At 64.6% G+C, this 20,423-nt stretch carries 22 protein-coding genes; 12 read left to right on the top strand and 10 right to left on the bottom strand.

The window, feature by feature from the left end:
- Positions 1-24: 24 nt before the first annotated feature.
- Positions 25-2,169, bottom strand: a complete 2,145-nt coding sequence (gene dinG, locus ABE528_RS08575) for an ATP-dependent DNA helicase DinG (RefSeq protein WP_152954435.1) — start codon at positions 2,167-2,169, stop codon at positions 25-27.
- 98 nt (positions 2,170-2,267) lie between these two features.
- Here dinG and ABE528_RS08570 point away from each other — a divergent pair, with 98 nt between their 5' ends.
- The gene (locus ABE528_RS08570) at positions 2,268-2,732 is read left to right on the top strand and encodes a CopD family protein (RefSeq protein ID WP_152954437.1); all 465 of its coding nucleotides are present in this window, start codon (positions 2,268-2,270) and stop codon (positions 2,730-2,732) included.
- 97 nt (positions 2,733-2,829) lie between these two features.
- Here ABE528_RS08570 and ABE528_RS08565 read toward each other — a convergent pair whose 3' ends face one another.
- The 4 genes from ABE528_RS08565 to ABE528_RS08550 form a co-directional block, all read right to left on the bottom strand.
- On the bottom strand, positions 2,830-3,588 hold the full coding sequence (locus tag ABE528_RS08565; RefSeq protein ID WP_346652673.1) for a collagen-like protein: 759 nt from the start codon (positions 3,586-3,588) through the stop codon (positions 2,830-2,832).
- On the bottom strand, positions 3,581-3,856 hold the full coding sequence (locus ABE528_RS08560; RefSeq protein WP_152954439.1) for a DUF1145 domain-containing protein: 276 nt from the start codon (positions 3,854-3,856) through the stop codon (positions 3,581-3,583). The genes ABE528_RS08565 and ABE528_RS08560 overlap by 8 nt, the downstream gene beginning before the upstream one ends.
- A gap of 101 nt (positions 3,857-3,957) precedes the next feature.
- Positions 3,958-4,671, bottom strand: a complete 714-nt coding sequence (locus ABE528_RS08555; RefSeq protein ID WP_346652672.1) for an OmpA family protein — start codon at positions 4,669-4,671, stop codon at positions 3,958-3,960.
- An 88-nt stretch (positions 4,672-4,759) separates the two neighbouring features.
- Entirely contained in the window at positions 4,760-5,449 is a 690-nt protein-coding gene (locus ABE528_RS08550) for an OmpA family protein (RefSeq protein WP_152954444.1), read from the bottom strand.
- A 159-nt stretch (positions 5,450-5,608) separates the two neighbouring features.
- Here ABE528_RS08550 and ABE528_RS08545 point away from each other — a divergent pair, with 159 nt between their 5' ends.
- The 5 genes from ABE528_RS08545 (at position 5,609) to ABE528_RS08525 (ending at position 9,859) form a co-directional block, all read left to right on the top strand.
- Positions 5,609-6,103 (top strand): DUF6231 family protein, encoded by a 495-nt coding sequence (locus tag ABE528_RS08545; protein WP_346652671.1) that lies wholly within the window; start codon positions 5,609-5,611, stop codon positions 6,101-6,103.
- Between the two features lie 2 nt (positions 6,104-6,105).
- On the top strand, positions 6,106-6,582 hold the full coding sequence (locus tag ABE528_RS08540; RefSeq protein WP_346652670.1) for a YchJ family protein: 477 nt from the start codon (positions 6,106-6,108) through the stop codon (positions 6,580-6,582).
- A 2-nt stretch (positions 6,583-6,584) separates the two neighbouring features.
- Positions 6,585-7,061 carry an LEA type 2 family protein gene (locus tag ABE528_RS08535; protein ID WP_152954461.1) on the top strand — a complete coding sequence of 159 codons (477 nt, stop codon included), beginning with the start codon at positions 6,585-6,587 and terminating at the stop codon, positions 7,059-7,061.
- A gap of 7 nt (positions 7,062-7,068) precedes the next feature.
- On the top strand, positions 7,069-7,272 hold the full coding sequence (locus ABE528_RS08530) for an SEC-C metal-binding domain-containing protein (RefSeq protein WP_060486211.1): 204 nt from the start codon (positions 7,069-7,071) through the stop codon (positions 7,270-7,272).
- A 145-nt stretch (positions 7,273-7,417) separates the two neighbouring features.
- Positions 7,418-9,859 (top strand): penicillin acylase family protein, encoded by a 2,442-nt coding sequence (locus tag ABE528_RS08525; protein ID WP_346652669.1) that lies wholly within the window; start codon positions 7,418-7,420, stop codon positions 9,857-9,859.
- Positions 9,860-9,905: 46 nt separating this feature from the next.
- Here ABE528_RS08525 and ABE528_RS08520 read toward each other — a convergent pair whose 3' ends face one another.
- The gene (locus tag ABE528_RS08520; protein WP_346652668.1) at positions 9,906-10,073 is read right to left on the bottom strand and encodes a hypothetical protein; all 168 of its coding nucleotides are present in this window, start codon (positions 10,071-10,073) and stop codon (positions 9,906-9,908) included.
- 6 nt (positions 10,074-10,079) lie between these two features.
- On the bottom strand, positions 10,080-10,331 hold the full coding sequence (locus ABE528_RS08515) for a type II toxin-antitoxin system HicB family antitoxin (protein ID WP_346652667.1): 252 nt from the start codon (positions 10,329-10,331) through the stop codon (positions 10,080-10,082).
- A 313-nt stretch (positions 10,332-10,644) separates the two neighbouring features.
- Between ABE528_RS08515 and ABE528_RS08510 the strand changes: the two genes are divergently transcribed.
- The 5 genes from ABE528_RS08510 to pdeM all read left to right on the top strand — a co-directional run bounded on the left by ABE528_RS08510 (position 10,645) and on the right by pdeM (position 17,702).
- Entirely contained in the window at positions 10,645-11,661 is a 1,017-nt protein-coding gene (locus tag ABE528_RS08510; RefSeq protein WP_152954466.1) for a ligase-associated DNA damage response exonuclease, read from the top strand.
- Positions 11,658-13,316 (top strand): ATP-dependent DNA ligase, encoded by a 1,659-nt coding sequence (locus ABE528_RS08505; protein WP_346652666.1) that lies wholly within the window; start codon positions 11,658-11,660, stop codon positions 13,314-13,316. Before ABE528_RS08510 ends, ABE528_RS08505 begins: the two co-directional genes overlap by 4 nt.
- Before the next feature lie 98 nt (positions 13,317-13,414).
- Positions 13,415-14,530: a succinylglutamate desuccinylase/aspartoacylase family protein gene (locus ABE528_RS08500; RefSeq protein ID WP_152954470.1), complete on the top strand. Its 1,116-nt coding sequence runs from the start codon at positions 13,415-13,417 to the stop codon at positions 14,528-14,530.
- A gap of 68 nt (positions 14,531-14,598) precedes the next feature.
- Positions 14,599-17,049: a ligase-associated DNA damage response DEXH box helicase gene (locus tag ABE528_RS08495; protein WP_346652665.1), complete on the top strand. Its 2,451-nt coding sequence runs from the start codon at positions 14,599-14,601 to the stop codon at positions 17,047-17,049.
- Positions 17,046-17,702 carry a ligase-associated DNA damage response endonuclease PdeM gene (gene pdeM, locus ABE528_RS08490; protein WP_346652664.1) on the top strand — a complete coding sequence of 219 codons (657 nt, stop codon included), beginning with the start codon at positions 17,046-17,048 and terminating at the stop codon, positions 17,700-17,702. The genes ABE528_RS08495 and pdeM overlap by 4 nt, the downstream gene beginning before the upstream one ends.
- Here pdeM and ABE528_RS08485 read toward each other — a convergent pair whose 3' ends face one another.
- Together ABE528_RS08485 and dcd are read right to left on the bottom strand one after the other, a co-directional pair.
- Positions 17,703-17,930, bottom strand: a complete 228-nt coding sequence (locus ABE528_RS08485; protein ID WP_152954476.1) for a hypothetical protein — start codon at positions 17,928-17,930, stop codon at positions 17,703-17,705.
- A 99-nt stretch (positions 17,931-18,029) separates the two neighbouring features.
- Positions 18,030-18,596, bottom strand: coding sequence for a dCTP deaminase (dcd, locus tag ABE528_RS08480; protein ID WP_003258001.1), 567 nt, complete (start codon positions 18,594-18,596; stop codon positions 18,030-18,032).
- A gap of 328 nt (positions 18,597-18,924) precedes the next feature.
- Between dcd and ABE528_RS08475 the strand changes: the two genes are divergently transcribed.
- Positions 18,925-19,134, top strand: a complete 210-nt coding sequence (locus ABE528_RS08475) for a cold-shock protein (protein WP_003254922.1) — start codon at positions 18,925-18,927, stop codon at positions 19,132-19,134.
- Between the two features lie 118 nt (positions 19,135-19,252).
- On the opposite strand, the gene apbC is transcribed toward ABE528_RS08475, so the two are convergent.
- The gene (apbC, locus tag ABE528_RS08470) at positions 19,253-20,347 is read right to left on the bottom strand and encodes an iron-sulfur cluster carrier protein ApbC (protein ID WP_346652663.1); all 1,095 of its coding nucleotides are present in this window, start codon (positions 20,345-20,347) and stop codon (positions 19,253-19,255) included.
- Positions 20,348-20,423: the final 76 nt, after the last annotated feature.

The following is a 20,423-nucleotide window of genomic DNA, read 5'->3' as shown; positions in this document are numbered from 1 at the left end:
GGCCGGCGCATCGTGCTCCGGCCGTCAGGAAATCTCCCGCCGAAAAGGCGGCAGCGCATTGAGAATAGCCTTGCCGTAGCGCTGTGTGACCAGGCGCCGATCCAGCAGGGTGATGACGCCGCGATCCTGCTCGGTACGCAGCAGGCGACCGCAGGCCTGGATCAGGCGCAGCGAAGCGTCGGGCACGGCAATCTCCATGAACGGGTTGCCACCGCGGGCTTCGATCCATTCGGCCAGGGCCGCCTCGACCGGGTCGTCGGGCACGGCGAAGGGGATCTTGGCGATGACCACATGCTCGCAATAGGCACCTGGCAGGTCGACACCCTCGGCGAAGCTGGCCAGGCCGAACAGCACACTGTGCTGGCCGTCGTCGACCCGTGCCTTGTGCTTGTTCAAGGTTTCCTGCTTGGACAGGTTGCCCTGGATCAGCACCAGCTTGCGCCAGTCACGGTCCAGGCCGTCGAACACTTCCTGCATCTGCTTGCGCGAAGAGAACAGCACCAGTGCGCCACGGGCATCTTCGACGATGTTTGGCAGTTCGCGGATGATCGCCGCAGTGTGTGCCGCCGCGTCGCGCGGGTCGGCCTTGAGGTCGGGGACCCGCAACAGGCCGGCATCGCCGTGCACGAACGGGCTGGGCACCACGCAAGTGACGGCATCGCGGGGCAGCCCCGAGCGCATGCGGAAACGGTCGAACTTGCCCAGTGCGGTCAGCGTGGCCGAGGTCACCAGGGCGCCATGGGCGACGCTCCAGAGGCTGCGGCGCAGCATCTCGGCGGCAAGAATCGGGCTGGCATTGACCTCGATGTCGAACAGCGCGCCGCTTTCGGCCAGGGTCAGCCAACGCGCCATGGGCGGGCTGTCTTCCGGGTCTTCGGCGGTGAACGCGGTCCACAGCTCCCAGTTGCCCTGGGCGCGGGTGACCAGGCTGCCGAACAGCGGGTACCACTCTTCGGCCTGATGGCTGGCGATGCCGATGTTGACCTCACCGTCCATGCCTTCCTTGAGCAGGTCGGCCAGGCGGGTGAACAGGTCATTGAGGCGGGCGAAGCCCTTTTTCAGCTCGATGCCGACTTCGCGGATCTGTTCCGGCACCACACCGCCCTCGAAGCGATAACGCGGGCGCTCTCGGCCTTCGGTGTCCTCGCTCGGGCGGAAATCGGCGACCTGCTCGCACAGGGTGAACATGAACTGCTGCTGGGTGCGCACTTCCCGGGCCAGTTCCGGCACCTGTTCGATGTACTTGCCCAGGTCGCCCGGCAACGGGTGCTGGGCCAGCAGCTTGGTCAGGTTCTTGGCCGTCTGTTCCAGCCAGTCGGCAGTGGAGCGCAGGCGCGAATAATGGGCGAAGTGGCCGATGGCCTTGTCTGGTAGGTGGTGGCCTTCGTCGAACACGTACACCGTGTCGCGCGGGTCAGGCAGCACCGCGCCACCGCCCAGGGCCAGGTCGGCCAGGACCATGTCGTGGTTGGTGACGATCACATCGACCTTGCCCATGCCTTCACGGGCCTTGTAGAACACGCACTGCTGGAAGTTCGGGCAGTGGCGGCCTGTGCACTGGCTGTGGTCAGTGGTCAGGCGGGCCCAGTCCTGGTCCTCGACGGCCTCCGACCAGCTGTCGCGGTCGCCGTCCCAACGGTTGCCGGCGAGCTTTTCGATCATGCTGTTGAACAGCTTCTGGCTACGCTCGTCGACCTCGATGTGGAAGCCTTCTTCCTCGAACAGCTGGGCAGTGGCCGACTGTGCGTGGCCCTCCTGCAGCAGGATATCGAGCTTGGACAGGCACAGGTAACGGCCGCGGCCCTTGGCCAGGGCGAAGCTGAAGTTCAGGCCGCTGTTGCGCATCAGGTCCGGCAGGTCCTTGATGACGATCTGCTCCTGCAAGGCCACGGTCGCGGTGGCAATCACCAGGCGCTTGCCGGCGGCCTTGGCGGCCGGGATCGCAGCCAGCGCGTAAGCGACCGTCTTGCCGGTACCGGTGCCCGCCTCCACCGCAACCACGGCGGGCTCGCCCGCACGGCGGCCTTCGTCGTCACAGGCGATATCGCCGAGCACCTTGGCCACTTCGGCGATCATCAGGCGCTGGCCATACCGCGGTTTGAGGCCCTTGGCTTCGAGAAAACGCGTGTAGGCGCCCTGGATGGTGGCTTTGAGTTCGTTGCTGATCATGGTCTGCTGGCGCCCGGAGGGCTGGATATATTTTCAGTGTTTCGCATGGGGCGGCTATCATACCCCGCTATTGCCCTTTGTGCCGCATGGAGATCCGGATGCTTGCCTTTGCCCTGCCCTACACATTGCATGTCCTCGCCGCCCTGGTATGGGTCGGCGGCATGTTCTTCGCCTGGCTGGTGTTGCGCCCGGCAACGGTTGCAGCCCTCGAAGGGCCTGCCCGCCTGCGCCTGTGGGTGGAAGTTTTCCGACGCTTCTTCGTCTGGGTCTGGCTGGCCGTGGCGATTCTGGCGATAAGTGGTATCGGCATGTTGCACATGCGTTTCAGCGGTTTCGAGACTGCGCCCAGATATGTGCATGTGATGATGGGTGGCGGGATTGCCATGTTCGCGCTGTTCATGCGCATTCAGGCATTGCTGCTGCCCGAGCTCAAGGCGGCGGTGCAGGCCGAGGACTGGCCGGCGGGCGCTGCGGTGCTCGGACGCATTCGACGGATGGTGGGGATCAACCTGCTGCTGGGCCTGGCGGTCGTCGCGGTGGCCAGTTCGCGGTTGGTGATGTGACGTTCTACGCTGCATTTGCGGCGATTGTGAGATCGAGCGCCGCCCGCGCGGCGCTCGATCTCACAGGCCCTAGAACTCTAAAGTCAGGCGCTCGGCCTCAGAGACGCTGCAAAATCAGTTCACCCTCAGCGCCAGCCAACCCAGGCTGACCCTCCTGCCCCGGCCGACCATTGGCCCCGGCATCGGTGCGATACACCAGGCAACCCTTGCTCGCCCCGCCTTTACCGGCCTTGCCAGCGGCCCCGGCCTTGCCCGGCGCACCACCCTCCAGGCGTACCACAACGCGCTCCTGCGCGAACCCCTGCGGCAGGCTCAGGCGAATTCGCCCGCCAGGCGCACCATCATGCCCGTTGCCACCGTCATCGCCATTCGCCCCTTTGCTTGCCTGGCCCCAGGTGCAGCCGCCAGCCTGGCCATTGGCGCCATCAAGGCCCATGTAACCCGGCGCCCCGGCGCCACCACGGGCATCGATGGCCAGGCGCTCGGCATCGACCTTGGCGAACTTCAACTCCAGGTTGCGCCCAGAGCGTGCAGCCCGTTCATAGGTGCCGGGCGCCCCTGGCGCGCTGATCTCGCTGCCCTCACTCAGCACAGCATTGCGTACATCGATGAGCAGCGGTGCGTCGGCAGGCGCAATGGCAATCCGCGCATCGCGGCCCAGTTGCAGATGATCGACCTTCAGCTCGGTCAAGGTCGCCGGCAGCAGCAAGGTCGCCGAGTCCGCTACACGCAATTGTTCCAGGTGCACGCTGGCCGACTTGTTCGGCAGGCGCAGCATGGAATGGGAGGCAACCTCCAGGCTCTGCGCCTGGGCCATGGGTGCGGCCAATACCGCCAGCAACATCAATTTACGCATGGCGAGGCGCCTCCTGCGGACGGGGAACGGACATGACATGAAAAATACCGGTCAGCAGGATCTGCAACCGGTCGAACCAGCGATGGCTGCGGCCACGCAAGCTGCCATTGAAAAACAGCACTTCAAGAAAATGCAGGCTCAACACAAAAATGCCCAAGGCATTGATCAACAGATTCAACGGCAACGGTTGCGGCATCATCAGGTTGAACAGCACCACGCCCCAGAACGCCACGGTCAGGACCTTGCCCAGGCCCAGGATGAACTTCATACCCCGCCCCTACGTGTCTATTTATTGTTATGTCTACGCGGCCCGAGCAAGCGCGCCGCGCAGCCAACACTACCTGCATGCCCGGGCACGCGCCAGCGCAGTCAGTTGAGGTGCAAGTCCACCCGTCGGTTGTGCGCACGCCCTTCATCGGTGGCGTTATCGGCAATCGGCTCACGGGCGCCACGGCCTTCGCTGGTCACCTTCTGCGGCGCCAGGCCCTGACGGATCAGGTACTCGGCGACACTGGCGGCACGGCGCTCGGAAAGCGCCTGGTTGTAGCTGTCGGAGCCAACGTTGTCGGTATGCCCGACCACCCTGATGCGCGTGACACCCAGCTCGTTGAGGCGCGGCAGCAGGCTTTTCAGGCGCTCCTCGCTACCTGGGGTGAGGTCGGCGGAATTGAAGGCGAACATCACCTGGCCCTGGTCGTCGAGGGTGATCACCTCGGGTTCGGCCTGCGGTGCAGGTTTGGATGGCGGATACTGCGGCAGCGGGCAGCCCATGTGGTCAACCGCTGTGTTGGCCGGGGTGTCGGGGCAGCGGTCGCGACGGTCGAACACACCGTCCTTATCCTCGTCACCATCCTGGGCATAACAGATCAGCCCACCGGCGATCGCGCCGAGGGCACCGAGGCCGGCCGCCCAGCTCGAGTTTTCGATGGCGCCAAGGCCGCCACCCACCGCACCACCGAGCAGGCTGCAGATGGGCCAAGTCCTTTGATTGAGGGGCGCACTGCCGTCACTGTGGGTGGCACAGCCCGCAAGCAGGCTGGTCACCACCAGCAACGGCAACGCCGCCTTCGACATTACACTCATGATGAATGCTCCTGTGTCATCGGCCGCAACCGGCTAGCAGGATTAAAGACGCGCCCGCGCCACTTCTCAAGGCGCGGGCGCCGAGGCGTCAACGCTGGATCTTGATTTCGGTACGACGGTTCATGGCACGCCCCTCGGCCGTGGCATTGTCTGCCACTGGCTGGGTTTCGCCAGCACCTACCACCGAAACGAAGCTGGAGCGAGGCACACCACTTTCGATCAGGTAATCGGTTACCGAGTGGGCACGGTGCTCGGACAACTTCTGGTTGTACTTGTCGGAGCCCACGCTGTCGGTGTGGCCGGTCACGGTCAGACGGGCACTCGGGGCCTCTTGCTTCAAGCGCGTGGCAACCGTGTTCAGGCGCTCCTTGTCGGCCGCAGTCAGGCGCGAGGAGTTGAACTCGAAGTGCACATCACGAATGACGATCACTTCTTCCTTCTGTACAACCACTTCCTCGACCACAGGTGGCGGCGGCGGGCAGCCATTGGCATCGACCTTCACGCCGTGCGGCGTATGCGGGCACTTGTCACGGCTGTCCGGCACGCCATCACCGTCCTCGTCGCCATCGCCGTGAGCCCAGCAATAGCCTGCCGCCAGGCCACCACCGAGCAGCGCGCCCCAGCCAGCCCAGCTGGAACTCTCGATGGCACCCAGGCCGGCACCGGCGACGCCCCCGACGGCAGCGCACTTGGGCCAGTCGGTTTTTTGCAAACCTGCACAACCAGTCAACACACTGGTGAGCAGTACCAGGGGTAACGCTGTGCGTACTATGCTCATTTTCGTAGCTTCTCCTAGGGGAATCGGCATAAGACCGATCTATGGGAGTAAAGACCGCGCAATCCATCCCTGCCAGCAATAAGCCACGACGCGGCCACTTGCCTCTATGCCGGCGGACAGCAGCCCGCTAGTCTTGGATGACTTGAACGAGGATTGGCAATGACCGACGGTTTTTCCCAGCGCACGCCGCAACAAGCCCTGGCCGCCCTGCTAGAGCGCTTCACCCCGCAGCGCCTGCTGCTGGTGGGCACCCGCTTCCCGGCCCTGGAGGCCTTTGCCCAGGCTCACCCCCAGGTGACCATCGAAACCTGTGCGCCGGGGCCATTGCCGGCTGCGCTGGCTGCGCAACGTTTCGACCTGGCGGTGCTGGTGGACTGCCTGGAACACCTGCCCAAACGCACCGGCCTGCAACTGCTGGGCGGCATCCGCAACCTCAACGCAAGCCGGGTTGCCGTACTGGCCGACCTGCCCGCCTGCGGGTGGCAAGACACCGACTTCTTCTCCCTGGCGCTGTCGGCCAGCGAGAAATTCCGCCGTGATGAGCAGGTATTGAGCTTGTTCACCTATGATCTACATGACTACAAGCAGGTCCCGGACTGGCTCAACGCCAAGTTCTGGGCCAACCCTGAAAACTTCGGCAAGTATTGGTGGTGATGATGAGTGTCTCGGTTTGCCCTTGTGGCAGCGGCAACCTGCTCGACGCCTGCTGTGGGCATTACCATGCCGGCACCCCGGCTCCCGACGCCCAGACGCTGATGCGTTCGCGCTACAGCGCCTATGTATTGGGGCTGGTCGACTACCTGGTAGGCACCACCCTGCCGGCCCAGCAGGACGGGCTGGACCGCGCTGCCATGGCAGCATGGAGCGCCCAGAGCACCTGGCTGGGCCTGGAAGTGGAAAACGCCGAGGTGCTCGGTGGCCAGCCCGAGCACGCGTTCGTGACCTTCACCGCACGCTGGCATGACCATGAGGGCGACCATCAGCACCGCGAGCGTTCTGCGTTCGTACAGCATGAGGGGCGCTGGTACTTCATCGACCCTACGGTTGCGCTCAAGGCCGGCCGCAACGACCCCTGCCCCTGCGCCAGCGGGCAGAAATTCAAGAAATGCTGCGCCAGCTACGTCGGTAACTGAACATGATTGCCGCCACCCGCCTGCTCTTGCTCAGCGCCCTGCTGACGCTGCTGGCGGGCTGCGCGAGCTGGGGCGACGATGATACGCGCGAGCCGGAACTGCATCTGGACAAGGTGGAAACGGTCAAGGCGCGGCTGCTGCAGCAGGAATTCGTCCTGCACCTGCGCGTCGACAACCCCAACGACAGCCGCCTGTTCATTCGCAACCTGAGCTATTCGGTGTGGCTCGACGACCTGCTGCTGGCTCAGGACGAAGTCAGCCTCTGGCGCAGCGTCGGCGGGCATGCCCGACGCACCTTCAAGATCACCGCGCGGACCAACCTGTGGCAGCACCTGAAGCCATTGGCCAAGCTGCTCAAGAGCGGGCAGCCGCTGCATTACCGCCTGCAGGGCGAGCTGGAGACCGGGCTGATCTTCCATCAGGACCTGCACTTGTCGCGCAGTGGTGAGATAATCCCCGGCGATCTCATACCGGAGTAACCCTGCAATGACCCAGCAACCCCATGTTCATGGCCCGGACTGCAACCACGGTCACGATCATCAGCATGATCACGACCACGGCCATGTACACGGCCCGCACTGCAATCACGGCCACCAGGAGCCGGTGCGCAACGCCCTGAAGGACGTCGGCCGCAATGACCCGTGCCCGTGCGGCAGCCAGAAAAAGTTCAAGAAGTGCCACGGCGCTTGATCCTTTGAACGCAGGTACCTGCAGCGGCGATGACGGCGGTGCAGGTACCGCTGGTAAATAAAGCTCCACCGCACCTTGCATGGCGCCTGCGCGCTCACTACCTTAGCGCCTTTCGAACCCGCCACGCCTTGCAGGAGCCCTTGTCATGGCCGCCCCCGTCCTTCCTCCCTTCCGCCCGCGGCTCAGCGCCGCCGCCACGTTGCTCGGCATGCTCGGGCTCGCCGGCTGCCAGATGGGTGGCTATCAGGACAGCGTGCCACCGACCACCGGCGTGCAGCCGCTCAAGGGCCTGGCGCAGAACGTCTCGGTCCGGCGCAACGCCATGGGCGCGCCACTGATCGAAAGCAGCAGCTTCCATGACGCCCTGTTTACCCTCGGCTATGTGCATGCCGGCGATCGCATCGAGCAGATGCTCGCCATGCGCCTGCTCGCCCAGGGCCGCCTGGCGGAGTTGGCCGGTAGCGAAGCGCTGGATATCGACCGGCTGATGCGCGCCGCCAACCTCAAGCAAAGCGCTGCCCAGCAGTACGCCGACGCCTCGCCACGCCTGAAGCGCTTCTTCGAGGTGTATGCCCGCGGGGTCAACGCCTACCTGTTCCGCTACCGCGACAAGCTGCCGGCCAACCTGGCCAGCAGTGGCTATCGCCCGGAATACTGGAAGCCTGAAGACTCGGCACTGATCTTCAGCCTGTATGCCTTCAGCCAGTCGGTAAACCTGCAGGAAGAACTCAGCGCCCTGACCCTGGCGCAGAAGGTCGGCAACGACAAGCTGCCCTGGTTGCTGCCCGGCGCACCGGACGAGCCCCTGGCCGAGGCCGAGGTGGAAAAACTCAAAGGCCTGAACCTGAGCAGCCAGCTACCAGGTTTGCCCGCGCTGGCGGCAGCCAGCCAGAAACTCGCCGACCTCGACCTGCTCGGCAGCCCCGGTTCGGCCAACCTGGCGTTGGGCCCGCAACGCAGCCGCAGCGGCAAGAGCCTGCTGGCCAGTGACAGCCGCGCAACCTGGGCCCTGAGCCCGGTGCAGATCCACACCGGCAAGTATCAGGTCGGCGGCCTGTCACTACCGGGCCTGCCCATCGTGCTGGCCGGCTACAACGGCAAGCTGGCGTGGAGCAGCAGCGCGGTGATGGCCGACAATCAGGACTTGTACCTGGAGCAGTTGCGCCGCGCCGGCAGCCAGGTGACCTACCTGGCCGACGGCAAGTGGCTGCCAGCCCGCGCCCGCAGCGAAACCTTCTTCGTCCGTGGCCAGCGCCCAGTGCGCGAGGTGATGTACGACACCCGCCACGGCACCCTGCTGCCCCAGGCGGGGAACGCCAGCCTGGGCCTGGCCCTGAGCCTGCCACAGCTCAAGGGCGACCGTAGCCTCGATGCGCTGTTCGACCTGACCCGCGCACAAAATGTCGAGCGCGCCTTCGACAGCACCCGTGAAGTCGCCACTGCCGCACTCAACTTCGTCTTCGCCGAGCCCGAACACATCGGCTGGCAAGTCAGCGGTCGCTACCCGAACCGCCGCGAAGGCCAGGGCCTGCTGCCGTCGCCGGGCTGGGACGGGCGCTATGACTGGGATGGCTATGCCGACCCGATGCTGCATCCCTATGACCAGGACCCACCGGCCGGCTGGATCGCCCACGCCAACCAGCGCAGCCTGCCGCGTGGCTACGGCATGCAGCTGTCCAGCACCTGGTACTACCCTGAGCGCGCCGAACGCCTGGGCCAGCTGGCCGGCAACGGCCGTCACGACAGCCGCAGCCTGATGGCCCTGCAGAACGACCAGGTGACATTGCTGGCCGACAAGCTCAAGCAGATGTTCAACGCCCCCGGCATGGCCCAGCCGCTCAAGCAAGCGATCGAGGCCCTGCCTGCGCCCCAGCGTGACAAGGCGCGCGACACCCTGGCCCGGCTGAAGGCCTTCGATGGCCGGCTGAGCCCGGTGTCGGCGGATGCCGCGCTGTACGAGCTGTTCCTTCAGGAAGTGACCCGGCAGACCTTCCTCGACGACCTCGGCCCGGAGTCGAGCCCCGCCTGGCAGGCGTTCGTCAGCAACGCCCGTCTGTCGTACTCGGCCCAGGCCGACCACTTGCTGGGCCGCGACGACAGCCCGTTCTGGGACGATCGCAACACGCCGCAAAAAGAAGACAAACCGGCCATCCTCGCTCGCAGCCTGGCAGCCGCCGTGGATGCCGGCACCGCGCAACTGGGCAGCGACCAACGCGCCTGGCAATGGGGCAAGCTGCACCAGTACCGCTGGCCGGCGCCTGCCTACCACGGCCTGGGCGATGCAATGAGTCGCTCGCCGATGGCCGCCGGTGGCGACTTCAGCACTCCGGCCCTGGCCCCTTATGCCTGGGGGAGCGACTTCGATACCCGATTGCCGGCCTCGGCGCGGATGATCGTCGACTTCGGCCAGGCCGAGCCGCTGCAGGTACTGACCAGCAACGGCCAGTCGGGCAACCCGGCCAGCTCGCACTACAGCGATGGGCTGGACGCCTGGTTCAAGGGGCGATTCATGAGCCTGCCGCTGCAGCCGCAGAACTTCGGGCGGACCTATGGTAGCCAACGGTTGACGCTGGTGCCGGGGCGCTAGTGATAAAAAGCCGCCTGGACTGGCGGCTTTTTCTTCCGAGGATGCATCAAGCAGAGACGACCGCGAGTTCGATTCGCTGACCGAGCACATGTAATGCATGCTCGACCTGCTCGATCTTGGATCGATGCAACAGATCCACCAAGCGATCAACCTGAGGGCGATTGACACCCAGCCGCCGCGCCATCTCTGTTTTGCTCACTTTCTGCTCTACCATGGTATTTCATAGGGCTGCCTTCGCCGCCGTGAGGGCCGGCAAGCGTACGACAGGCTGATCAGCCAATCTCATTGCAGGTAGCGGTATCGCTATCTTCTGGTCAACGTAGAACGAAAGCGCCGACTCCATGGCGTCAACAGCATCGAAAAGGGCTTCTTCCTCGGTATCGCCTGCACTGGACATCTCAGGCACATCCGGGCAACTGATCCAGACGCTGCCCGTCTCTCGGTGGATGATCACTGGATATTCGAAGGTCATTGTGCTCTCCCCTGATTTCAACATTCGCTCAGGCCCAGGTCTTTGAGGATCTTTCTTCTGAGCCCTTCGCCAATCTCTTTGGCTCCATGGTCCGGGAAAATCGTCTGGCGATTACCGAGGTAAACCTTGAAATGGTACGCACCCAGAACGCAATATTTTTGTTGCGCAAATCAATGGAGCCCATAGTTAACCGCGAATGCCGCTTCTGCATTTCTGTATGACGTGTAGTCCACTTCCTTCAATCAAACCGCTCGAACTTCCTTACGCCCGCATCGCTCCTAACAGTTACTCCCAGCAACCTGCGCACCCAGCCATGGACCTCGTCATCGCCCGCCCCGAAGGCCTGTACTGCCCCCCTGGCGACTTCTACATAGACCCCTGGCGCCCGGTCGAGCGCGCCGTGATCACCCACGGCCATGGCGACCATGCCCGTACCGGCAATCATCACTACCTGACCGCCGCCCCCGGTGCCGGCATCCTGCGCAGCCGCCTGGGCCAAGGCATCGCCCTGCAGACCCTGCCCTACGGTGAACGCCTCCGGCATCACGGCGTCACCCTCAGCCTGCACCCGGCCGGCCATGTGCTGGGCTCGGCACAGGTGCGTCTGGAGTACCAGGGCGAAGTGTGGGTCGCTTCGGGTGATTACAAAGTCGAACCGGACGGCACCTGCGCTGCCTTCGAGCCAGTGCGCTGCCATACCTTCATCACCGAGTCGACGTTCGGCCTGCCCATCTACCGCTGGCCCAGCCAGGCGAATGTCTTTGCCGGGATCAATGCCTGGTGGCGAAGCAACTGTGAGCAAGGCAAGGCCAGCGTGCTGTTCTGCTACGCCTTCGGCAAGGCTCAGCGAATACTCCACGGCCTGGACCCGAACATCGGGCCGATCCTTGTGCATGGCGCCGTCGAGCCGTTGAACCGGGTCTACCGCGAGGCCGGTGTGCACCTGCCTGCCACCCACTATGTCGGCGATATCCCGCGCGGCGATCCGCTGTTGCGCCAGGCCCTTGTCCTCGCGCCACCTTCAACCGCCGGCAGCAGCTGGATGCGCCGTTTCGGTGAGTACAGCGATGCCTTTGCCAGCGGCTGGATGCTGTTGCGCGGTACCCGCCGACGGCGTGGCGTGGACCGTGGTTTCGTGCTGTCCGACCACGCCGACTGGCCGGGGCTGCTGTGGGCCATCGCCCAGACCGGGGCCGAGCGGGTCATGGTCACCCATGGCTCGGTCAATGTGCTGGTGCGCTACCTCAACGAACAAGGCCTGGACGCCCGCGCCTTCGTCACCGAATACGGCGAAGAAGACGACATCCCGGCCACGGAGCCTGGGGCATGAAAGCGTTTGCCGAACTGTACCTGCGCCTGGATGCGACCACCTCCAGCAATGCCAAGCTCCAAGCGTTGCGCGACTACTTTGCCACGGCCCCTGCCGAGGATGCCGCATGGGCCGTGTATTTCCTGGCAGGCGGGCGGCCTCGCCAACTGGTGCCGACCCGCACATTGCGCGAGCTGGCCACGGCATTGGCGGGGTTACCCGACTGGTTGTTCGAGGAGAGCTACCAGGCCGTCGGCGACCTGGCCGAGACCATCTCGCTGCTGTTGCCAGAAGCACCTGCAACCCATGATGACGGCCTGGCACACTGGGTCGAGGCCAAACTGCTGCCCTTGCGCGGCCTGCCAGCCGAGGAACTCCAGCATCGCCTGCCCCCTTTGTGGTCGCAACTGGACCGCCCCAGCCTGATGCTGTGCCTGAAGCTGATCACCGGCAGCTTTCGCGTCGGTGTGTCCAAGCTGCTGGTAACCCGCGCCCTGGCACAGCTGGCGGGCCTTGATGCCAAGCGCGTGGCCCAGCGTTTGGTCGGCTACACCGACATTGGCCACCGGCCAACGGCCGCCAGCTATCACCAGCTGATCGCCGAAGAGTCCGTTGATGAACATCGCCAGCGTGGTGGCCAACCCTATCCATTCTTCCTCGCTCACGCCCTGCAGGCCCCGCCAGAGCAGTTCGAAACCCTGCTCGGGCCGCCCGCTGCCTGGCAGATCGAATGGAAGTGGGATGGCATTCGCGCTCAAGTGGTCAAGCGTGATGGCCAGCTGTGGGTTTGGTCACGCGGCGAAGAACTGGTCACCGAGCGCTTTCCCGAGCTGCATGGCCTGGCCGAAACCCTACCGGACGGCACGGTGCTCGACGGCGAGATCCTGGTCTGGAAGCCAGGCGTCGATGCCGGCGTACCGGCAGTGCAACCGTTCGCCGTGCTGCAACAACGCATCGGCCGCAAGACGCTGGGCAAGAAATTGCTGGCTGACGCCCCGGTGGTGCTGCAAGCCTATGACTTGCTGGAATGGCAAGGCGAGGACTGGCGCAGCCGGCCACAACATGAGCGGCGCCAGCAATTGCAGCGCCTGGTGGCAGAGCATCCCTTGGCCCCCCTGCTGCTTTCACCACTGCTCGAAGGCAACGACTGGAGCGACCTGGCGCGGCAACGCGAACAATCGCGCAAGCTGGGTGTGGAGGGGTTGATGCTCAAGCAGCGTGATGCCCTGTACGGCGTGGGCCGGACCAAGGACATGGGGCTGTGGTGGAAATGGAAGATCGACCCGTTCAGCGTCGATGCAGTCCTGATCTATGCTCAACGCGGCCATGGCCGCCGTGCCAGCCTTTACAGCGACTACACCTTCGCGGTGTGGAACGCGCCAGCCGGCACGCCCGACCGCGCGCTGGTGCCCTTCGCCAAGGCTTATTCCGGGCTCAGCGACGAAGAGATGCGCAAGGTGGATGCGATCATTCGCAAGACCACGGTGGAAACCTTCGGGCCGGTGCGTAGCGTCACCCCGACGCTGGTGTTCGAGCTGGGCTTCGAGGGCATCGCGCTGTCCAAACGCCACAAGAGCGGTATCGCCGTGCGGTTTCCGCGGATGTTGCGCTGGCGCCTGGACAAACCGGTCGATGAAGCCGACGACCTGGCAAGCCTGCAGGCATTGCTGGTCTGAAAGAAGGCAACACGGTGAGGCGCGATAACGCAAATTATGCTTCTATCTTTGTGCCGACCCGTGTCGCAGAACGTTTTCGCCACGCAGCCAGGACCACCATGCACCATTCGACCCACGACCTGCTCTCGCCCGTACCGGGCATTTCCCGCCAATTGCACAGCTTCCACTTCGGCCCACGCGGTGGCGCCAAGGTGTATATCCAGGCCTCGCTGCATGCCGACGAACTGCCCGGCATGCTGGTCGCCTGGCACCTCAAGCGCCGCCTGGCCGAGCTGGAGCAGCAGGGTCGCCTGCTGCGCGAGATCATCCTGGTTCCGGTGGCCAACCCGGTCGGCCTGGAACAGGTAATGCTGGACGCGCCCCTGGGCCGCTTCGAATTGCAGAGCGGCGAGAACTTCAATCGCAACTTCGTCGACCTGTCCGACAGCATCGGCGACCAGATCGAAGGCCACCTGACCCAGGACCCGGCCCACAACCTGGCGTTGATTCGCGAGTACCTGCGTCGCGGCCTGGATGCCCATCTGGTGCGCACGCCGTTGCAGTCCCAGCGACTGACCTTGCAAAGGCTGGCTTGCGATGCCGACCTGGTGCTGGACCTGCACTGTGATTTCGAGGCGGTCGAGCACCTCTACACCACTCCGGAAGCCTGGCCGCAGGTCGAGCCACTGGCTCGCTACCTGGGCGCCCAGGCCAGCCTGTTGGCCACCGACTCCGGGGGCCAATCGTTCGACGAGTGCTTCAGCCTGGTCTGGTGGCAGCTGCAACAACGCTTCGGCAAGCGCTACCCGATCCCGCAGGGCAGCATCGCGGTGACCGTGGAGCTCCGTGGCCAGGCCGATGTAAGCCATGACCTGGCCGGCCAGGACTGCCAGGCGATTCTCGACTACCTGACCCACCTCAACGTCATCGAAGGTAGCGCCGCCCCTTTGCCGGAGCTGGTACGCCCGGCCACACCGCTGGCCGCCGTCGAACCCGTGGCAGCCCCGCTTGGTGGGCTGCTGGTGTATCACGCCCGCCCCGGCCAGCACCTGGAGGCAGGGCAACTGATCGCTGAAGTCATCGACCCGCTCAGCGACCGGGTGACGGCCATACGCAACAGCCAGCCCGGCTTGCTTTACGCCCGCAGCGTGCGGCGTATGGCCACGGCCGGCATGGTCATCGCCCACGTCGCTGGTGAACAGGTGTTACGCAGCGGTTACCTGCTGGCCAACTGATCGGTTAAAACCAATGCGCACGGCGAGTGGTCTGTAGAAGCACAGCCTTCCCAGGATCGCTCGCACGCATGCCTACCTCTTCCGACCTTGCCAATGCCTGGTTCACCGCCCGCGGCTGGAAGCCTTTCGCCTTCCAGCGCCAAGTCTGGGCAGCGGTCGGACGAGGTGAATCAGGGCTGCTGCATGCCAGCACGGGGGCGGGCAAGACTTATGCGGTCTGGCTGGCTGCATTGCGCGCCTTCGCCAAGCCAGCCATCGGGCGCCAGCCCGCCGCGCTGCAAGTGCTCTGGATTACCCCCATGCGCGCACTGGCCGCTGATACCGCGCGTGCTCTGCAAACGCCACTGGATGAGCTCGGCCTGAACTGGACGGTCGGCGTGCGCAGCGGCGATACCGGCAGTGCCGAACGCGCTCGCCAGGCCCGGCGTTTGCCAAGCGTCCTGATCACGACGCCAGAGAGCCTGACCTTGCTGCTGACCCGGGCACAGGCCGCCGAAGACTTCGCCAGCCTGCGCCTGGTGGTGGTGGATGAATGGCACGAACTGCTTGGCAACAAGCGCGGCGTACAGCTGCAACTGGCCCTGGCCCGCTTGCGCCGCTGGCATCCGGGCCTGATGACCTGGGGCTTGTCCGCCACGCTCGGCAACCTGTCGCACGCCCTGGACGTGCTGTTGCCCAGCGGCGGCCTGCTGGTGAAAGGCCGCCAGGACAAACAGCTGCTGGTCGACACCTTGCTGCCCGAAGCCATCGAGCGCTTCCCCTGGGCCGGGCACATGGGCCTGAAGATGCTCGATCAGGTGGCCCATGAGCTGGACGCCAGCACCAGCAGCCTGGTGTTCACCAACACCCGTGCCCAGGCCGAGCTTTGGTACCAGGCCTTGCTCGATGCACGCCCCGATTGGGCCGGGCAGATTGCCTTGCATCATGCCTCACTGGCCCGGGCGACCCGCGACTGGGTCGAGCAGAGCCTCAAGCAAGGCACGCTCAAGGCCGTCATCTGTACATCCAGCCTGGACCTGGGGGTGGACTTCCTGCCGGTCGAACGGGTGCTGCAGATCGGTTCGGCCAAAGGCATTGCCCGCCTCATGCAGCGCGCCGGGCGCTCTGGCCATGCGCCGGGGCGCCGCTCGCGCATCACCCTGGTGCCGACCCACAGCCTGGAGCTGGTGGAAGCCGCCGCCGCCCGCGCCGCACTGGCTGCTGGCCATATCGAAGCACGCCGCTCGCCGCGCCTGTGCCTGGACGTGCTGGTTCAGCATCTGGTCAGCATGGCCCTGGGCAGTGGCTTTCGGCCCGCTGAACTGCTTGAGGAAGTCCGCAGCACCTGGGCGTTCCGTGACCTGCGCGACAGCCAGTGGCAATGGGCGCTGGACTTCATCAATCACGGTGGCCACGCGTTGACTGCCTACCCCGATTATCAGCGGGTCGAGGCGCACCCTGATGGGGTCTGGCGGGTGGCCAGCGAGCGCCTGGCGAGGCGCCACCGCATGGGCATCGGCACCATCGTCAGCGACGCCAGCCTGCAGCTCAAATATTGGAGCAAGGGTGGCGGCGGCAAGCACCTGGGCAGTGTCGAGGAAGCCTTCATTGCCCGCCTGCGCCCTGGCGATACCCTGGTGTTTGCCGGGCGAGTCCTGGAGCTGGTACGGGTAGAAGGCATGACCGCCTATGTGCGCCGCAGCACCGCGCGCAACGCCGCGGTGGCACGCTGGAATGGCGGGCGCATGCCGCTGTCCAGCGAGCTGGCCGACGCCTTGGTCGCACAACTCGATGCAGCCGCGCATGGGGCCTATCTCGGCCCGGAGATGCAGGCCGTACAGCCACTGCTGGCCTTGCAGGCGCGGTGGTCAGCCTTACCCACCCGCGGCACGCTGCTGGCCGAGACGCTGGGATCGCGCCAGGGCTCGCACCTGTTCCTCTACCCTTTTGCCGGGCGCATGGCCAACCTGGGCCTGGCCAACCTGATCGCCTGGCGGGTGAGCCGGGTGCAGCCGCTTTCGGTATCCATTGCCGTGAACGACTATGGTTTCGAACTGCTCAGCCCCAGCACCGTGGATTGGGCCAGTTGCCTGCCTGGAGCACTGTCCGGCGAAAACCTGCTGGAAGATGTGCTGGCCAGTCTGAACGCTGGCGAAATGGCACTGCGGCGTTTCCGCGAAATCGCCCAGATCTCCGGACTGGTCTTTGGCGGCTACCCCGCCGCGCAGAAGAGCACGCGGCAGATTCAAGCCTCCAGCGGGTTGTTCTTCGAGGTATTCCGTAAGCATGATTCAGGTAACTTGCTGCTCGGCCAGGCACGCGATGAAGTGCTCAGCGAAGAACTGGAGATCGAACGCCTGCACCGCCAGCTGCTCAAGATGCACAGCCTGCAACTGGACCTGCGAATGCTGCAACGGCCTGGCCCCCTGGCATTCGCCCTGCTGGTCGAAGGCATGCGCGAGACCTTGAGCACGGAAAAGCTGGCGGACCGCATTGCGCGGATGGTGAGCGACCTGGAAAAAGCGGCAAACCGGCCATGAATACCTATCCCGTGGAACACTGTGGCGAAACGCTTTGGCTGCTAGCAGACAAGGCCATCTACTGGCCGGCCCGCCGCACCCTGCTGGTGGCCGACGTTCATATCGGCAAGGCCGCCAGCTACCGGGCATTGCATCAACCCGTTCCGCGCGGCACCACCGCCGCGACCCTGGCACGCCTGGAGACATTACTGAACAGCTATGACTGCGAGCAGTTGATCATCCTCGGTGACTTCCTGCACGCACGCGCTGCGCTTTCGCCGGGCACGCTGGCCAGCCTTCACGCCTGGAGAAGCCGGCACCGCGCGGTGAAGATGGTGCTGGTGCGTGGCAACCATGATCGCCACGCCGGTGATCCGCCGGCAGAACTACGGATCGAGGTAAGGGACGAACCTTTGCTGCTGGCCCCCTTTGCCCTGCAGCACGACCCTACGCCTCACCCCAGCCACCCGGTGCTCGCCGGGCACGTGCATCCGGTGTATGTGCTGCGCGGGCGGGCACGGCAACGGCTGCGGCTACCGTGCTTCCTGATCGATGCTCAGGTCAGCCTGCTGCCGGCCTTCGGTGAGTTCACCGGGGGATGGCGGGTCGAGCCGGGCTCCGGCACTCGCGTTTTCCTGGCCGGAGGCGATCAGGTCTGGGCGCTGGCCGAATAGTCAGGCGACAGGAGACGGTGGTGGCTCGTCGGGCAGGGTAGGCTCGCCTGGCTCCATCGGAGGATGTTCGCCGGGCTCCGGCGGCTGCGGCGTATCAGGATCAGGCTGGTGCGGCACGCCACCGGCCTGCATGGGCAGCGGGTGCGCCAGCAGTGACCAGGCCAGCAACCCGATCTGGTTGGGCTGCAACACGGCCAGCTTCGCAGTGATTGCGGGGTTGAGTTTCATTGGCAGCTCCTGAACGAGGGCCGACACGCTGCATACGTATCGGCACTGTGCAAACTGTTGGAGTGCCATCCGCGAAACTAATTCCCCGCGCTCGTCGGATCAGGTACGCGGCAGAGTGACGCCGCGCTGACCTTGGTACTTGCCGCCGCGGTCCTTGTACGACACTTCGCATTCTTCGTCGGACTGCAGGAACAGCATCTGCGCCACGCCTTCGTTGGCGTAGATCTTCGCCGGCAGCGTGGTGGTGTTGGAGAACTCCAGGGTCACGTGGCCTTCCCACTCCGGCTCGAGCGGGGTGACGTTGACGATGATGCCGCAACGGGCGTACGTGCTCTTGCCCAGGCAGATGGTCAGCACGTCACGCGGAATGCGGAAGTACTCGACGGTACGGGCCAGGGCGAAGGAGTTTGGCGGAATGATGCAGACGTCGCTCTTGATGTCGACGAAGCTGCCGGCGTCGAAGTTCTTCGGGTCGACGGTGGCCGAGTTGATGTTGGTGAACACCTTGAACTCGTCGGCGCAACGCACGTCGTAGCCGTAGCTGGAGACGCCGAAGGAGATGACCCGGCTGTCCTGTTCGCCGCGCACCTGGCGCTCGACGAACGGTTCGATCATGCCGTGTTCCTGCGCCATGCGGCGAATCCACTTGTCCGATTTGATGCTCATGGCGGGGTGTCCTGAAGAGTTGCGAGGGGAAAATCCAGACGCGCATCTTACCGGTCCCGGCGCCCGGGTTAAAGTTCCAGTGCCTTATCCCGCGCCGGACGGGGGCTACAGCCGCCGTCGATCCGAATTTGCGTAAAGCGTTCACAGACCATTGGCAGCTCGTGGAAAGTGGGGTAAGGTGGCGCCACTGTGCTGCACGTGACACCGAGAATCTCTAGTTTGATGCACGATCCTGATCGGCCCATCGCTGAATTTTCTGCTCTCTTTGCGCTCAGTCCCGGGCAGGGTTTTTCCTGACCGTTATCAAATTGTCCAAGGAGACAGAAAAATGTCCAACCGTCAATCCGGTGTTGTTAAGTGGTTCAACGATGAGAAAGGCTACGGCTTCATCACCCCTCAGTCGGGCGACGACCTGTTCGTGCACTTCAAAGCCATCCAAGCTGACGGCTTCAAAACCCTGAAAGAAGGCCAGGCTGTTACTTTCGTCGCTACCCGCGGCCAGAAAGGCATGCAGGCTGAAGAAGTTCAGATCGCCTAAGTCGATCTCAGCTTCCTAGCTTTCAAAAAAACCCGCCTTCTGGCGGGTTTTTTTATGCCTGACTGCAAAGCATCTGCGGCCTTGTGGGACCGGCAAGGCCGTTCCCACACGTGCTGCCTCAGTCTTCGCTGATGGTGATGCTCGGCATCGCCGGCGCCGCCGCTTCCTGCAGCACGATCCGCGCGCCCACCTGGCGGGCCAGTTCCTGGTAGACCATGGCAATCTGGCTTTCCGGCTCGGCGATCGCCGTCGGCTTGCCGCTGTCGGCCTGCTCGCGGATCAGCATCGACAGCGGCAGCGAGGCCAGCAGGTCGACGCCGTACTGCGCCGCCAGCTTCTCGCCACCGCCCTCACCGAACAGGTGCTCGGCATGGCCGCAGTTCGAGCAGATGTGCACGGCCATGTTTTCCACCACGCCCAGCACCGGGATGTTGACCTTGCGGAACATCTCCACGCCCTTCTTGGCATCCAGCAGGGCCAGGTCCTGTGGCGTAGTGACGATTACCGAACCGGCCACCGGCACCTTCTGCGCCAGGGTCAGCTGGATATCGCCAGTACCCGGCGGCATGTCGATGACCAGATAATCCAGGTCGTCCCACGCCGTCTGGGTCACCAGCTGCAGCAACGCACCGGACACCATCGGCCCACGCCAGACCATCGGCGTGTTGTCATCGGTGAGAAATGCCATGGACATGACTTCCACGCCATGGGCCTTGATCGGCACGAACCACTTCTGCTCGCGGATCTGTGGGCGGGTACCCTCGGCAATACCGAACATCACGCCCTGGCTGGGGCCATAGATGTCGGCATCGAGAATGCCCACGCGGGCGCCTTCACGGGCCAGGGCCAAGGCCAGGTTGGCAGCGGTGGTCGACTTGCCGACCCCGCCCTTGCCCGAGGCCACGGCAATGATGTTCTTGACGTTGGCCATGGCCGGTACCTGGGCCTGGGCCTTGTGCGCGGCGACCACGCAGTCGATCGACACCTGGGCCGAGCTGACGCCGTCGAGATTCTCGATCGCGGTCTGCAGCACCTGGGCCCAGCCGTTCTTGAACAGGCCGGCAGCATAGCCCAGTTGCAGCTGCACAGCGACCTGCCCGCCCTGGATGTCGATGGCGAGCACGCAACCGGCGCTGACCGGGTCCTGGTTCAGGTAGGGGTCGGTGTACTGGCGAAGCACGCCTTCGACGGCGGCACGGGTGACGGCACTCATGGACACTCCCATTGGCAAACTGAGTACGAAACAGACGCCTATCCTAACCCGTCAATCGTCAGCAGATGCGTGCTTA

Origin of the sequence: Pseudomonas sp. TWI628 (genome assembly GCF_039673865.1) — a bacterium.
GTDB lineage: Bacteria > Pseudomonadota > Gammaproteobacteria > Pseudomonadales > Pseudomonadaceae > Aquipseudomonas.
The sequence above is the reverse complement of the archived record's forward strand: the minus strand, read 5'-3'. Positions and strand labels throughout refer to the sequence as shown.